The sequence below is a fragment of the Candidatus Pseudothioglobus sp. Uisw_086 genome, from assembly GCF_048085745.1.
GTDB lineage: Bacteria > Pseudomonadota > Gammaproteobacteria > PS1 > Pseudothioglobaceae > Pseudothioglobus.
Window position 1 is genome coordinate 255,050 of the sequence record NZ_CP159803.1, and the last position, 13,940, is coordinate 268,989.

The 13,940-nt window shown below is 34.5% G+C and carries 21 protein-coding genes and 1 pseudogene; 16 read left to right on the top strand and 6 right to left on the bottom strand.

The genetic code is table 11. The features are described 5' to 3' along the window. Positions 1-117 precede the first annotated feature (117 nt). From ABXT49_RS01245 to ABXT49_RS01260, 4 genes and pseudogenes are all read left to right on the top strand, one after another. The gene (locus ABXT49_RS01245) at positions 118-627 is read left to right on the top strand and encodes a cytochrome b (protein ID WP_416652462.1); all 510 of its coding nucleotides are present in this window, start codon (positions 118-120) and stop codon (positions 625-627) included. A 138-nt stretch (positions 628-765) separates the two neighbouring features. Beyond that, on the top strand, positions 766-1,134 hold the full coding sequence (locus ABXT49_RS01250) for a DUF2237 family protein (protein WP_416652464.1): 369 nt from the start codon (positions 766-768) through the stop codon (positions 1,132-1,134). Positions 1,135-1,151: 17 nt separating this feature from the next. Further along, entirely contained in the window at positions 1,152-1,343 is a 192-nt protein-coding gene (locus tag ABXT49_RS01255) for a CPXCG motif-containing cysteine-rich protein (protein ID WP_416652466.1), read from the top strand. Between the two features lie 12 nt (positions 1,344-1,355). Continuing rightward, positions 1,356-1,466, top strand: a pseudogene (locus ABXT49_RS01260) (DUF3565 domain-containing protein); the annotation flags it as partial. 69 nt (positions 1,467-1,535) lie between these two features. On the opposite strand, the gene ABXT49_RS01265 reads toward ABXT49_RS01260, so the two are convergent. Further along, positions 1,536-1,781, bottom strand: coding sequence for a hypothetical protein (locus ABXT49_RS01265; protein WP_271541271.1), 246 nt, complete (start codon positions 1,779-1,781; stop codon positions 1,536-1,538). Positions 1,782-1,944: 163 nt separating this feature from the next. On the opposite strand from ABXT49_RS01265, the gene ABXT49_RS01270 reads away from it, so the two are divergent. Together ABXT49_RS01270 and ABXT49_RS01275 are read left to right on the top strand one after the other, a co-directional pair. After that, entirely contained in the window at positions 1,945-2,484 is a 540-nt protein-coding gene (locus ABXT49_RS01270; RefSeq protein WP_416652468.1) for a lipocalin family protein, read from the top strand. Between the two features lie 56 nt (positions 2,485-2,540). Continuing rightward, positions 2,541-2,819 (top strand): hypothetical protein, encoded by a 279-nt coding sequence (locus tag ABXT49_RS01275; RefSeq protein ID WP_416652470.1) that lies wholly within the window; start codon positions 2,541-2,543, stop codon positions 2,817-2,819. Positions 2,820-2,875: 56 nt separating this feature from the next. Here ABXT49_RS01275 and plsY read toward each other — a convergent pair whose 3' ends face one another. Further along, positions 2,876-3,457 carry a glycerol-3-phosphate 1-O-acyltransferase PlsY gene (plsY, locus tag ABXT49_RS01280; RefSeq protein WP_416652471.1) on the bottom strand — a complete coding sequence of 194 codons (582 nt, stop codon included), beginning with the start codon at positions 3,455-3,457 and terminating at the stop codon, positions 2,876-2,878. A gap of 131 nt (positions 3,458-3,588) precedes the next feature. On the opposite strand from plsY, the gene folB reads away from it, so the two are divergent. From folB to hisH, 10 genes are all read left to right on the top strand, one after another. Then, the gene (gene folB, locus ABXT49_RS01285; protein ID WP_271541275.1) at positions 3,589-3,942 is read left to right on the top strand and encodes a dihydroneopterin aldolase; all 354 of its coding nucleotides are present in this window, start codon (positions 3,589-3,591) and stop codon (positions 3,940-3,942) included. Further along, entirely contained in the window at positions 3,942-4,436 is a 495-nt protein-coding gene (gene folK / locus ABXT49_RS01290; protein WP_416652473.1) for a 2-amino-4-hydroxy-6-hydroxymethyldihydropteridine diphosphokinase, read from the top strand. The genes folB and folK overlap by 1 nt, the downstream gene beginning before the upstream one ends. 11 nt (positions 4,437-4,447) lie before the next feature. Next, positions 4,448-5,074: a thiol:disulfide interchange protein DsbA/DsbL gene (locus ABXT49_RS01295; protein ID WP_271541279.1), complete on the top strand. Its 627-nt coding sequence runs from the start codon at positions 4,448-4,450 to the stop codon at positions 5,072-5,074. A gap of 5 nt (positions 5,075-5,079) precedes the next feature. Next, positions 5,080-5,859, top strand: a complete 780-nt coding sequence (gene thiD, locus ABXT49_RS01300; protein WP_416652474.1) for a bifunctional hydroxymethylpyrimidine kinase/phosphomethylpyrimidine kinase — start codon at positions 5,080-5,082, stop codon at positions 5,857-5,859. Further along, complete coding sequence (gene hisC, locus ABXT49_RS01305; RefSeq protein ID WP_416652476.1) at positions 5,856-6,917, top strand: histidinol-phosphate transaminase; 1,062 nt, start codon at positions 5,856-5,858, stop codon at positions 6,915-6,917. Before thiD ends, hisC begins: the two co-directional genes overlap by 4 nt. After that, positions 6,910-7,650 carry a Nif3-like dinuclear metal center hexameric protein gene (locus ABXT49_RS01310; RefSeq protein WP_416652477.1) on the top strand — a complete coding sequence of 247 codons (741 nt, stop codon included), beginning with the start codon at positions 6,910-6,912 and terminating at the stop codon, positions 7,648-7,650. Before hisC ends, ABXT49_RS01310 begins: the two co-directional genes overlap by 8 nt. Positions 7,651-7,673: 23 nt before the next feature. Next, the gene (locus tag ABXT49_RS01315; protein WP_416652479.1) at positions 7,674-8,579 is read left to right on the top strand and encodes an aldo/keto reductase; all 906 of its coding nucleotides are present in this window, start codon (positions 7,674-7,676) and stop codon (positions 8,577-8,579) included. 128 nt (positions 8,580-8,707) lie between these two features. Continuing rightward, the gene (locus ABXT49_RS01320) at positions 8,708-9,733 is read left to right on the top strand and encodes an aspartate-semialdehyde dehydrogenase (protein ID WP_416652481.1); all 1,026 of its coding nucleotides are present in this window, start codon (positions 8,708-8,710) and stop codon (positions 9,731-9,733) included. A gap of 14 nt (positions 9,734-9,747) precedes the next feature. Then, the gene (hisB, locus tag ABXT49_RS01325; RefSeq protein WP_271541288.1) at positions 9,748-10,329 is read left to right on the top strand and encodes an imidazoleglycerol-phosphate dehydratase HisB; all 582 of its coding nucleotides are present in this window, start codon (positions 9,748-9,750) and stop codon (positions 10,327-10,329) included. 21 nt (positions 10,330-10,350) lie between these two features. Further along, complete coding sequence (gene hisH / locus ABXT49_RS01330) at positions 10,351-10,965, top strand: imidazole glycerol phosphate synthase subunit HisH (RefSeq protein WP_416652483.1); 615 nt, start codon at positions 10,351-10,353, stop codon at positions 10,963-10,965. A gap of 4 nt (positions 10,966-10,969) precedes the next feature. Here the strand turns inward: hisH and ABXT49_RS01335 are convergent, their stop codons facing one another. The 4 genes from ABXT49_RS01335 to ABXT49_RS01350 all read right to left on the bottom strand — a co-directional run bounded on the left by ABXT49_RS01335 (position 10,970) and on the right by ABXT49_RS01350 (position 13,936). Further along, positions 10,970-11,389 (bottom strand): DUF1841 family protein, encoded by a 420-nt coding sequence (locus ABXT49_RS01335; RefSeq protein ID WP_416652484.1) that lies wholly within the window; start codon positions 11,387-11,389, stop codon positions 10,970-10,972. A 16-nt stretch (positions 11,390-11,405) separates the two neighbouring features. Next, positions 11,406-12,038, bottom strand: a complete 633-nt coding sequence (gene nth, locus ABXT49_RS01340; protein ID WP_416652486.1) for an endonuclease III — start codon at positions 12,036-12,038, stop codon at positions 11,406-11,408. Between the two features lie 77 nt (positions 12,039-12,115). Further along, the gene (gene sbcB, locus ABXT49_RS01345) at positions 12,116-13,543 is read right to left on the bottom strand and encodes an exodeoxyribonuclease I (protein WP_416652489.1); all 1,428 of its coding nucleotides are present in this window, start codon (positions 13,541-13,543) and stop codon (positions 12,116-12,118) included. A gap of 186 nt (positions 13,544-13,729) precedes the next feature. Further along, positions 13,730-13,936 (bottom strand): cold-shock protein, encoded by a 207-nt coding sequence (locus ABXT49_RS01350; RefSeq protein WP_114114942.1) that lies wholly within the window; start codon positions 13,934-13,936, stop codon positions 13,730-13,732. Positions 13,937-13,940 lie beyond the last annotated feature (4 nt).

Sequence of the window (13,940 nt, forward strand, 5' to 3'; positions counted from 1 at the left end):
AAGGTTTTTCAAGTATTTGTATGTTAAATGTATGTTAAAAGTACTAATCTAACCCCTCCCACATCAAACGAAATTTTAAATATAATATCGAATTCATTTTTAAATACTTTTTAACTAATGAATCTAAAAACAGAGAGTATTAATAAAAATTTTAGTTCTTTTGCAAAACTACTGCATTGGGGTTTTGTATTATTATTTCTTTATGGTTTACTAAAGCAAATAGACAGTATTAATCAATTAGAAGATGAAAATCTATTAATGTTCGAAATAATATTTGCTTTAGCATTTTTATTATTACTCATTATTCGCTTTGTTTATATGAAAACCACCCAACAGTCATCAATACCAGAACACACATCTAAATCTCAAAAATTAGCAGCTAAAATTGTTCATTATGGAATGTATATATGCCTTGCATTGATTCCATTTTCTGGATTAATAATTGGCTGGTTATTTTGGTTAGATTTAAAGGATGGGTTTTTGATTAATTTAGTAATTGGTATTCATGAATTTGCAGTATCAATTATCTATTGGCTTATTGGATTCCATATTGTCGCTGCAACTTATCATCGCTTAAAAAAAGACGGAGTTTGGTCCTCAATGGTGCCGTTTTGGAAGGACTATTGAGATAAACCCAATTTTACTTTTTCTTTTTGTTTTACTACTGTTGTCCATTATTCCCATTTTAAATAAAGAATGATGCCTCACACATATCAAACGAAATTTTAAATATAATGCTGACTTTATTTCTAAATACTTTTAACAATGGATGAATCAATTAATGTTTTTGGTGAAAAATTAGAAGTCTGTGGTATGGATCCAGTTACTGGATTCTACCGAGATGGTGAGTGTAATACCTGTAAAGATGACTTTGGTTCTCATACAGTTTGTATTGAAACTTCGCAGGAGTTTTTAGACTTCACAAAATCGCAAGGAAATGATTTATCTACTCCTATGTTGGATTATGGCTTTGAAGGCTTAGAACCAGGTGATAGTTGGTGTGTATGTGCTGGGCGTTGGTTAGAAGCAGAGAAAAGTGGCATGGCACCTAAACTGAATTTACAAAGTACGCATATAAGAGCATTGGAAATAATTCCAATGGAGCTTCTCAAAAAATATGCAGTAGATGATTAAAATGGAGAATTTAAAAAATGACACATAAAGTGATTACCTGTTTTTTTTGTTTTGAGCAGTTTGAAGTTTCATTAGAAATCGGTCCATCTTTTATAGGGAATGACGTTGAGATTTATGACTGTGAGATATGTTGTAATCCAAATAAACTCGAATATGAAGTTTACGATGGTGAAATAAACATAAATAATGTTGGTGATGGAAATGAATAAATTCAACTAACCTTGTATAGAAAAATAACTGGCTTTCATCTAGACGAAGATAATTACTGGGTAGCGGACTTATATTGTGGCCACACTAAGCATGTCAGGCATAATCCACCTTGGCAAAAAAGAGAATGAGTTTTTGCATAAAAAGTCTTTAGCAATGTGCCCAAATAATTAGGGCACATTTAAAATTATAGTTTAGACATCTAGCAGTCTTAGAGCGCCATTAAGATAAACTTCAGACATCCCATGATCTCCAGAGCCATGTGCTTTGACACCTTCTTCATGAAGCATAAGTGCAGCAGTAATTAAAGTTGCATACTTTGCTTGATCTAATGTTGCAATTTTATCTTCAACTTGTGATGTTAGCATTGGGCATGCTCCAGCAAAAGCCATAGAAGGCAAAAGTAAAACTATAAAAGTAAGAGAGAGTATTTTTTTCATGTCATCATTCCTAAGTTAATAAAAAGGAAAGCCATTCTACAATAAAATTATTCACTTTAAAGCCTTTCATAATAGGGTTTATTATGAAATATTTTTTTATAAATTGTGAAATAACGAGAACTAGAATGTGCTACCTCAGTTCAAGTTGATATAAAATAATAGAATGAAAAAACTACTCTTAATCTTATGGATATCTCTTGGTTTAATTGGGTGTACTAGTAACCAAATGTTTGTTGGCAGTTCACCAGAGCCTATGCCAGTGGTAGACTATGTCGACCTTGATCGGTTCATGGGCGATTGGTACGTAATTGCTACTATCCCAACGTTTCTCGAAAGGGACGCATACAATCCCATTGAAACCTATAAGCGTGATAATGATGGAAGTATTGCAACGACTTTTACTTTTAATAAAGGAAGTTTGAACGGTCCAACTAAGATATATCGACCACGTGGATTTGTTAAAGATAGGCGTACCAACGCGATTTGGGGTATGCAGTTTGTCTGGCCAATAAAGGCGGATTATAGAATTGTGTATTTAGATGATACCTACCAACAAACCATTATTGGGCGAACCAGTCGAGACTATGTATGGATTATGGCGCGAACGCCAACGATTTCCCAAAAAGACTACTCAAGCTTGGTGGCTCGGGTAGATTCCCTTGGGTATGATCTAGATGATTTGCAAAAAGCAACTCATGAATGAGTTACTGAATCAATAGTATTTTTGTAAGGAGAAGTTTTTAGTTAGGAGAAGTAAGAATGGCAAAGTATGGAGTTATCTTAAAATTGAGTTATAAAGGAAAGACTATTGAAGAGGCAGATGTACCTATCATTGTTGACGCTCTAGACCTAGAAGAAGTATTACACATCCTAGAAGAAGATATGGAAATTCAAATTGAACTTGAAGATTTTGCAAGTCAGAATTATGGGGAACTTGAGTTTGATGCTTGGAAACCTATAAAGATTTTCCAATTTACCTTGATGGAAGATGGGGATATAGATGAAGATAATGAGCCTAATGTTGTTTGGGAAGTATGAAAAAAATATCAGTCAATAATTTATGACCACACCTCATATCTCTTTGAGGGCTTTAACTAAGACCCAATAACTCCCTCATCTCCACTCATAATTCTTTTAATATTTTCGCGATGAGTAAAATAAATAAAAAGATTTATGAGAAAAATTACTAGAGTGGCTTTAAAGTTATGAGTGGTAATAAAATAAAAATATACAGGAGAAAGTAATGTAGCAGTTAACGCTGCAACCGATGAAATTTTTATTACTTTTGCAACGAAAAGCCAAATAATTGAAAATGTTAATCCCACAAAGAAGTTTAAACCTATCAACCCTCCAAGGTAAGTTGCAACACCTTTTCCTCCTTTGAAACCATAAAAAATTGGAAATACATGTCCAAGAAATGCACAAAGTAAAATGATTGTTAGCTCAAATAAACTAAAGCCCAAATAATGAGCCAGAATTACCGGTAAAGCTCCCTTTAAGCCATCAAACAACAGAACGAATGCGGCTATTTTTTTACCCCCTATACGAAGAACATTGGTAGCACCAGGGTTTTTAGAGCCTTTAGTTCTTGGGTCTGGTAGGCCCATAATCTTGCAAATAATAATAGCACTCGATATTGATCCAAGTAAGTAGCTAGCAATTAGTATGTAAAACAAGTAGTTCTCCTGATTTTGACCTTAATGAATTTTAGGACTATTTATAAATTATATCAATGAAAACATTTTATTGTAGCAATCAAAGGATTTCTCAAAGGTATCATAATAGTTTTTTTTAGGGTAGATTAAATATGGATATTGTTTTTGTTCAGGGTCTTAAAGTAGATACAGTTATAGGCATTTATGATTGGGAAAGAAAAATTCGCCAAGACATAATATTAGATATAGAGATGTCTTCAGATATTGCTAAAGCAGCAGCTACTGATCATATTGATCAAGCTTTAAACTATAAAAATATTTGTAAGCGTATTATAGGTTTTGTGAAAGAGTCTGAATTTCAACTAGTTGAAACCTTGGCAGAGAAAATTTGCCAGATTATTCTTAATGAGTTTGATGTTAGTTGGGTTAAATTAAAACTAAATAAAGGTGAGGCAATTACTGGCGCTGAAGGTGTTGGTGTAATTATTGAGAGGTCAGCTGGCTAATGAGCTTACTGCACTTTAACATTGGTTCAAACCAAGATAGACGAAAAAATATTCGTTTAGCATTGGATAGTCTTGAATCTAGCTTTACAGAAATTACTATGTCATCACTCTTTGAGAGTCCCTCCGAGGGTTTCGTTGGGAGTAAATTTTATAATATTGGCGTTAATGTTGAGACAGATAAAAATATTAATGATGTTGTAAATATTTTGCATGATATTGAAAATACCTTGGGTAGGGATCGTAACTTACCAAAGTTCTCTTCTAGAATAATAGATTTAGATCTTGTTTTATATGATGACGTCATTGACGATAAATTAAATATTCCTCGACGCGATATTTTAAAGTATGCTTTTGTTTTAGCGCCTCTTGCAGAGCTTAATCCAAATGGTATTCATCCTCAGGAAAGAATTTCCTATTTGGATCTTTGGAAGGAGTTCCAATCAAGCAAGGAATTTGACTTAAACCAGTATAATATTGATAAACTTTTTGATTAATGAGTACAAATATGAAAAAAATAACAGCACTATCTTCTCTGATCATTCTTTCAGTTTTTGTGTTTTTTACAAACACCACTCAAGCAGAATTTGTTGCTGGTAAAAATTATATTGTCTTAGATAAGGCAATTGAAACTGAGACTGGCAGCCAAGTGGAAGTTAGAGAACTTTTTTGGTATTTTTGTCCTCATTGTTTCACTGTTCATCCTTTGCTAGATAATTGGTTAAAAACAATGGATAGTTCTGCTCAATTTATTCTTCAGCCGGCAGTTTTTCCAGGTTGGGAGTATGGTGCTAGTTTTTACTATATTCTTGAGGAGTTAGGCGAAGTGGATCGACTACATGGTGCCCTATTTAATGCAATCCATATTCAAAAATTACAATTTAAAACGCAACAAGACTTTGTTGCATGGCTCGCTTTTAATGGAGTAGATGAAGAGAAGGCAAATAAAGTTTATAACTCCTTCCCAGTAAAAATTGCTGTTAACAAGGCAAAGGCTAACACTTATAAATATCGTATTCCTGGAGTCCCAGCTTTTATTGTAAATGGCAAGTATATGGTTAATGGAACCAGTGCTGGAAGTTCTGAGAAAATTTTTGAAGTAATTGACTATCTAATTCAAAAAGAATCTCAATAATAAATATGGTTAGGCTTGAAGCCGATTCAGTTTTATTATTTTCTGGGCTAGACCCATCTGGAGCAGCAGGGGTTTCAGCAGATATTGAAACAATAAATCAATTTGGAGTGACTCCACTTCCAATAATCACTACGCTTACTGCTCAAAATACTCAGCGGGTTCTATCTCTTGAGCCAACAAAAAATAGCCTTTTAGAATTGCAGTTTAAGTTAATTGATGAGGATATTAGTTTTAATACAGTCAAAATAGGACTACTAGGCACAACGTCACAAGTTAAAACTATTTCAAAATTGCTATCTAACAAGCAGGGACTAAATATCGTTCTTGATCCAATAATAAGTTCGAGTACAGATGATATTCTAAGCAGCAAAGAGATGATTGATGCCATGAAGAATGAGCTCATCCCTTTGTGCTTAATATTGACACCTAATTTAGCTGAATTAAACGCTCTGGCTCCGGGACTCAATGAAGAGTCAGCAATATCTAGTTTAAATTGCCCTTGGGTACTTTTAACGACTTCTGATAGCTCTGAAATTCAAGTTGAACATCGTTTATATCATAATGCTAATTTGGTAAGTAAATTTACCTATAAGAAACTGACAGGCCAGTACCATGGTTCTGGATGCACATTATCTAGTGCCATTGCAGCTTTGCTGGCAGATAATGTACCTGTTGAAGATGCCTGTAAAAAGGCTCTTGACTATACCTACCAATCTTTATTAAGCGCTAAAAAGGTTGGTAAAATGCAGTATCATCCAAATAGAACTTTTCCTAAACAATTATGACCTTTATTGATCAATGGCTAAGATCTGATATTAGAAATATCAATGCTTACCATGTTCCTTCTGCAAAGAATATGCTCAAGATGGATGCAATGGAAAGTCCATTTGGTGTTCCTGAAGAATTAAAAGATGAATTCTTAGAGTATATATCAAGATCAGAAGTAAATCGCTATCCAGATGCAAGTGCTGAAGAACTTCAAGCTACTCTAAGAAGCTTAATGGGCATCCCAAAAGATTTTGGCGTGCTTCTTGGAAATGGCTCAGATGAGTTAATTCAACTATTGTCACTAGCCTGCAGCAGTGGTGACTCGATAATGAGCTTTGAGCCAAGTTTCGTGATGTACGAACTGGTTTCAAAATTTGCACAATTAAATTATCATGGAATTCCATTGGATGAGAATTTTGATATTGATTTAAACGCTACTCTATTAGCTATTAAAACTAAAAAACCAAAGTTAATTTTTATAGCTTATCCAAACAATCCAACTGGAAATGCTTTTGATTATGATGTGATTAGAGAAATTATTCAATCTACTGATGCTTTAGTGGTTCTTGATGAAGCTTACTATGCATATTCGGAGCGAAGTTTTTTGACTGAAATTGACAATTTTTCAAATCTAGTGGTACTTAGAACCATTTCAAAAATTGGTTTTGCAGGCTTAAGACTTGGTTTATTAGTCGGAAGCGAAGAAACTATTGAACAATTAAACAAATTACGGCTTCCATATAATATAAATATTTTGACTCAGGTGAGTGCAAATTTTTTACTTAAAGATAGTCAGCGTATTGTAAGTAATGCCAAAATAATTATGAATGAAAGGGGCCGACTTTATGACGAGCTTTCTTTAATTCCAGAACTTACTGTTTATTCGTCTCAAGCTAACTTTCTTTTAGTAAAGTCTGACAATGCAAAATCTTTATTAGAATCATTAAAAGAAAGTGGAATTCTTATAAAGGGTTTTGCAATTGGTACGCAATTAGAAAATTTCATACGCATCAGTGTTGCTGAAGCAAAAGAGAATAATGTTCTTTTAGAGTGCATCAAGGATTACTATGGTTAATCGTGAAGAGTTAAAAAATTACTGTAATACCTATCTTGATATTTATAAATTTAAGGATTATTGCCCTAATGGACTTCAGATTGAAGGTTCATTAAATATCACTAAAATTGTAAGTGGTGTTAGTGCTAATCTAGAGCTTATCGAGAGAGCTATTGAAGAAAAAGCAGATGCTATTTTTGTTCATCATGGTGTTTTTTGGGATAACGAGTCAAAAACAATATCTGGCGCAAAGAGAGCTAAGATTGCTTTATTGCTTAAACACAATATCAATCTTTTTGGTTTTCACCTTCCCCTTGATGACCACTATGAGGTTGGAAATAATGTTGAGCTTGGAAGGCGCTTGGGGATAAAAAATATGGAGCCTGTTGCAGGGGGTTTGCTATGGCAAGGGGAGCTAAATACTAATATAAGTGATTTTTCAAAATTGATTGAAGAAAAATTAGATAGGGCGCCTCAAGTATTTGGCAAACAGAGTGGGAAGATTAAAAAAATTTCTTGGTGTACGGGGGCTGCCCAAGGTTTTATAGAGGACGCAATCAATCTTAACGTCGATTTGTATTTGAGTGGAGAGGTGTCAGAAAAGACCCCTGCAGTTGCTAAAGAAAACAATATTACATTTATTTCTGCTGGCCATCATGCGACAGAAAGATATGGGGTGCAGGCTCTATGCAAACATCTTTGCTCTCAATTCAAATTACAACACCACTATATTGAAGTTGATAATTCTGTTTAATCTTATTACTATTTGGAGTTAGTATGGAGCGGTTAAATTTTTCTAGTTCTTCTAACTTTAGTCGAATCATTTATGGGATGTGGCGTTTAGCTAATGACGCTAATACATCAACCAAACATATTAGTAACAAAGTTAATTTATGCTTAGATCAGGGAATCACAACGTTTGATCAAGCTGCAGTATATGGTTTATATACTGCTGAAGCATTATTTGGGAGTGTTTTGAAGAAAACTCCATCCTTAAGGCATAAGATTGAAATCGTATCAAAATGCGGCATAGTAAATCCCTCTGATAGATACTCTAGTGCAACATTTAGTCATTATGACACTTCAAGAGAGCATATCTTTGACTCTGTTGATGCATCTTTAAAGAATATGTCTACAGATTATCTAGACCTATTATTAATCCATCGACAAGATCCTTATATGGATCATCTTGAGACTGGAAAGGCGTTAGATGATCTTGTTTTGTCTGGAAAAGTAAAGGAAGTGGGCGTCTCAAACTTTAAGCCTTGGGATTTTAGGTTGTTGCAGTCAGGTATGAAAAGCCCATTGATAACAAATCAAATTGAGATGTCTTTAGCTGCAACTGATGCCTTTACAAATGGAGATCTTGCTTTTCATCAAGAGGAAAAAACAACTGTAATGGCTTGGTCACCTCTTGGTGGCGGGAAATTGATGAGTAATAATGGATTACTTGGCAAGGCACTTGCAAAGATTGCAGCTAATCAAAATGTTGATATGGCGGCTGTTGCAGTTGCGTGGATATTAGCTCATCCAGCCAAAATTTGCCCTGTAATGGGTACAAATAATTTAGATAGGATTGCAAAAATTTCTGATGCAATGAAGGTTAAGATGGATCGTGAGACTTGGTTTGAGCTTTACACTGCATCATTTAATGATGGTGTTTTGCCATGGCGCCTTCCTTAATTTATTTAAAATAACAATACTTTGACTTGGCTGAAAGAAATAAATATCCTAAAGTATTGAATATATTTATGAATATTAGTCCCAGTCCTTCGTATAATCTATAGTTTTTTTAGTTTCTTCAAATTATTATGAGCAAAAAATATAACATTGCTATCGTTGGCGCAACTGGCGCGGTTGGGGAAACATTGATCTCAATTCTCGATCAAAGAAAATTTCCTATTGAAAATTTGTACCCACTAGCATCCAAACGCTCCGCTGGAAGCAAGGTTTCATGCCAAGGAAAGTCATGGATTGTTGGGGATCTAGATACTTTTGATTTTTCTAAAGTTCAAATAGGTATATTTTCTGCTGGCGGTGATATTTCAGAAAAATATGCGCCAATTGCTGCTGCACAAGGGTGCATTGTAATTGATAACACATCTCACTTTAGAAGGGATGATGACATTCCGCTGGTTGTTCCAGAGGTTAATCCTCACGCGATAGCTAATTACACTAATCGAAATATTATTTCTAATCCAAACTGTTCAACAATTCAGATGCTCGTTGCTTTAAAGCCGATATATGATGCTGTTGGAATCTCTAGAATTAATGTCGCAACATACCAAGCGGTCTCTGGAAGTGGAAAAGAAGCGATTACTGAGCTTACTAATCAAACTGCTAATTTATTAAATGGCAATGATGTAGAGGTAGATGTTTATACCAAACAAATTGCTTTTAATGCTATTCCACATATTGATACATTTCAAGATAATGGATATACAAGAGAGGAAATGAAAATGGTTTGGGAGACTCAAAAAATATTTGAGGATGATAGCCTTCTTGTTAATCCTACTGCAGTTAGGATTCCAGTAGTGTATGGCCATTCAGAAGCTGTTCATATCGAGACTAAAGAAAAAATTACTGCGATTGACGCTCGAAATTTACTTGAAAAAGCAGAAGGTGTTATTGTTATGGACGAAAGAAAAGATGGTGGGTATGCAACACCTTTTGTTGAAGCAACCAATACTGACGCTACATATGTAAGTCGAATTAGGGAAGATATCAGTCATGATAAAGGTTTAAATTTATGGGTTGTGTCAGATAATATTAGAAAAGGGGCTGCTCTTAATAGTATTCAAATAGCTGAAATACTCATCAGAGACTATATTGCTTAAGATAAAATCAAATTATGATTACTAAAGAACGCAAGACAAATGAAACTGATATAGCCGTTAGTCTAGAGCTATATGGAAGTGGAAAAGCTGAGATTGAAACAGGCGTTCCATTTTTAGATCACATGCTAGATCAAATTGCTCGCCATGGGTTAATGGATATTTCAATTAAATGTGATGGTGATAATGAAATTGATGATCATCATACGGTTGAAGATGTTGGAATAACTTTTGGACAAGCGTTCTTTGACGCTGTAGGTGATAAAAAAGGATTGACGCGTTATGGCCATGCCTATGTTCCTTTAGATGAGGCTTTATCTAGGGTAGTTATAGACTTGTCTGGCCGACCTGGGCTTGATCTTGGGGTTAAATTTACAAGAGATAGGGTAGGTACATTTGATTTAGATTTAATTAGAGAATTCTTCCAGGGTTTTGTAAATCATGCCCTAGTTACTCTACATATTGATAATTTGAAAGGTATAAATTCTCATCACCAAGCAGAAACTGTTTTCAAAGCTTTTGGAAGAGCGCTTCGAATGGCTGTGACTCCAGATGAGAGGCAAGCAAATACAATCCCTTCGACCAAGGGCTCACTTTAAAAGACAATTAGGAAGAGCAACATGCAAACAATTGCAATTGTTGACTATGGAATGGGAAATGTACGTTCTGTTCAAAAAGCTATTGAGCATGTAGCGCCAAATGATAAGTGCCTTCTTACTAATAATCCAAAAGTCATAAGAGATTCTGACCGTGTTGTTTTTCCAGGACAAGGGGCGATGGGTTCGTGCATGAGCGCTCTTGCTTCAAATGAACTAATTGATGAAGTTAAATTAGCTTCGAAATCAAAACCATTTCTTGGAATATGCCTTGGTTTGCAATTATTATTTGACTATAGTGAAGAAAATAATACAACTGAAGGACTTTCAATAGTTCCAGGAAAAGTCATAAAATTTCAAAATAGTGATCTTAAAATACCACATATGGGTTGGAATAGAGTAAATCAAGTAAAGAATCACCCACTATGGCATAAAATTGACAATAACAGTCGCTTTTATAGTGTGCACAGTTATTATGTAGAAGAGGTCGATGAAAGTTGTGTTGCCGGAACGACAGATTATGGGCATACTTTTACATCTGCAATTGCAATCGATCAACTCTTTGCCGTGCAATTCCATCCAGAAAAGTCGCAAAGTGATGGGCTGCAACTACTTAAAAACTTTACTAATTGGACATAGTAAATTAGCTTTTGATTAGTTTTTTAAGATTAACTAAATAATTACCTTGATCTAAAGTAGTGTTATTCTTCTGAGAATTGAATATCATTTCGGCTATACATTCCATCATCAGGTGTTCAACTTCATGCGTGTCACTATACTTTGCAATAAGTTTTTTGTATATATCATTAATTCCAATTGGTTGATCAAGTGAAAGCTGATCTTGTAGAGCTAAATGAAGATTTATGTGAAGGAATGGATTTGTTTTTCCTTGCTCTGGGAAATATTCTAAATTTATATCATTAATGAGGGCGTGATACTCTGGATGCTTCTGAATTATCAATGCAAGCTGAAGCTCAAGAGGCTCTAATATTTCGGAATTCAAATGTTTTTGCCATGAGTTGGCTAGAAATTCTCTTTGTTTTGATCTGTCTTGCGAGAACACTTTATTTGTTTAGATTTTAAAGATTCTTCTCTTCGTACTCACATAAGTCTAATAACTTACACTCTATGCAATGGGGCGACCTCGCCTTGCAGACGTATCTTCCATGAAGAATCATTAAATGATGAGCTGGGACTTTAAATTCATCAGGTATGAACTTAATTAACTTCTTTTCAACTTCTAGCACTGTTTTTCCTGAGGCTATCGCTGTTCTATTAGCTACTCTGTATATATGAGTATCAACCGCAATAGTTGGTTGTCCAAATGCTGTATTAAGAACTACATTTGCAGTCTTGCGGCCCACTCCAGGTAGTGCCTCTAATTCTTTTCGAGTTTCAGGAACATTTGAGCTATATTTGTCTATTAGTATCCTGCAAGTTTGAATAATGTGTTTTGCTTTTGAATTAAATAAGCCAATCGACTTAATTGTGTCTCGAAGCGTATCCTCGCCTAGCTCAAAAATGCTTTCAGGAGTATTTGCAAGAGGGAATAAGATATTAGTAACTTGGTTTACACTTTTATCAGTTGCTTGTGCTGATAATGTAACAGCCACTAATAATTCAAATGATGTTGAGTAGTTCAGTTCAGTTGTCGGGTTTGGAATCTGCTTTAAAAGCCTAGCAAACATTTCACTTCTAGTTTCTGCGTTCATTTGAACCTTTTTTCGTTAAACTAAGGTCGAATATTATACTTAAACTTTACTTATTTTTCAATAGCAAGGTATTTTGATTAAAGAAATGTCTGTGCATAGTTCTCAAGATCTCTCCATAAATTTTGTTTCTCAGGAGATTTTTCTTTTAAGTTAAATAAGCTGCGCTCGAAACTATCTATTGATAAGAAGCCATTCTCACCATTTTGCACTCTAGACTGAACAATTTCGAACCACTGCTCCTGTTCAAATTCATTTAATAACTGGGGATAGTTTCTAGCTTTAAAGTTCAGGAATAATTTTGTAAGCCTCCTGTCTTCAAAATTTGGCTCAAAGTGCTTAATTTCCTCTTCTGAAAGGCTTTGAATTTGATTGCATATAGCTCTATCATTATTACTAATAAAGCCATCATATAGAGATTGATCAACATCATTACTTGGCTCTCTTTCCCCTTTATCATTATAAATCGATTGGACCTTTTCTTCAATTTTTTTTATGTTGTTTTGAATGTAAAGTAAATTTTTTAAACAATCCTCCATATTTAAATTAAATTTCTCCACAAGGGCTGGAGACAACTTAAAACTAGTTGAATTTGGACTACATACAAACATTGGACTTTTATTAAAAACTAGTTCATTTAGCTCTAATTTATTGATCCCTTTTGGGAGGTCTGTTTTTTTAGAAAATGTGAGTGTTTTCAATTCATCAATCTCAAGCTCCATTAGAATTTCAGGATCCTGATTAAGATTAAAGACGATTGCGCGATCTGAATAATCGGGGTGATAACATATTGCAGTTACTAATCGCGTAAAAGATGATTTATAGCCAAACGGTGAGCTTGTTAAAAGCATTGGGTGAAGCAGACGAACTTGTCTGCTAACTTCTTTTTTATCGTTTAAGCTAAGGGCATAATCAAAAAACTTGGGCTGACTTTTTTTAATAATAGCTGCAATCCCAATTGTGGCTCTTACATCAGCCATAGCATCATGCGCATTCGTATGCTCAATGTTATTTGCAGGCGCAAGTGTATCCAGTTTGAAAATTGGCCTATTCTTATCATTTTTAACCCACTTAAGGCTTCCCTCTTCTTTGTGAGCATAACAGAAGCGTGCAACATTGAGAATGTCCCATCTTGCGTTACCATTTTGCCAATGCCAAGAATATGGGTCTATGAAATTTCTAAATAGAGTGTGCCTTGTAAACTCATCATCAAATGCTATAGAGTTGTAACCAACAATGCATGTCTCAGGTTTTGAAAATTCTTGATGTATCTTTTTAATAAACTCATGCTCTATTAATCCTTTTTTCTCACATAATTGTGGCGTTATGCCTGTGACTGCGCATGCCTCAGGCGCAGGCAAGGAATCATGGGTTGGTTTACAGTAGAACATATGTTCTTCAAGAATATTAAGATTTTCATCAGTTCTAATGCCAGCAAACTGTGCAATTCTTTGAACTTTTGGCGATAATCCAAAAGTTTCATAATCGTACCAATAGAATGTTTTCATAGATTGTTTTTTTGGATTAATTATATATGTAACAAATACTTGTAATTGAAAGAGATATTATTTTGACTAAAAAAATGAGGCCATAGAGGTTTTAAAAGATACAAGATTAAATGAAAGCAATTTGATTTAAGACAGGCAATAAAAAACCCAGCACTTAGGCTGGGTTTTCATTAAATAATTCTTAAATTATTTTGGTACTACGTTGGCAGCTTGAGGTCCTTTGGCACCATCTTCAAGTTCAAATTCAACTTCTTGACCTTCTTCTAGTGATTTGTAACCATCACCTTGGATTGCTCTGAAGTGAACGAACACATCGTCACCACTTTCTTGCTCAATAAAACCAAAACCTTTTTTTGCGTCAAACCATTTAACGCGTCCTGTTGTTGTAGACATTCCG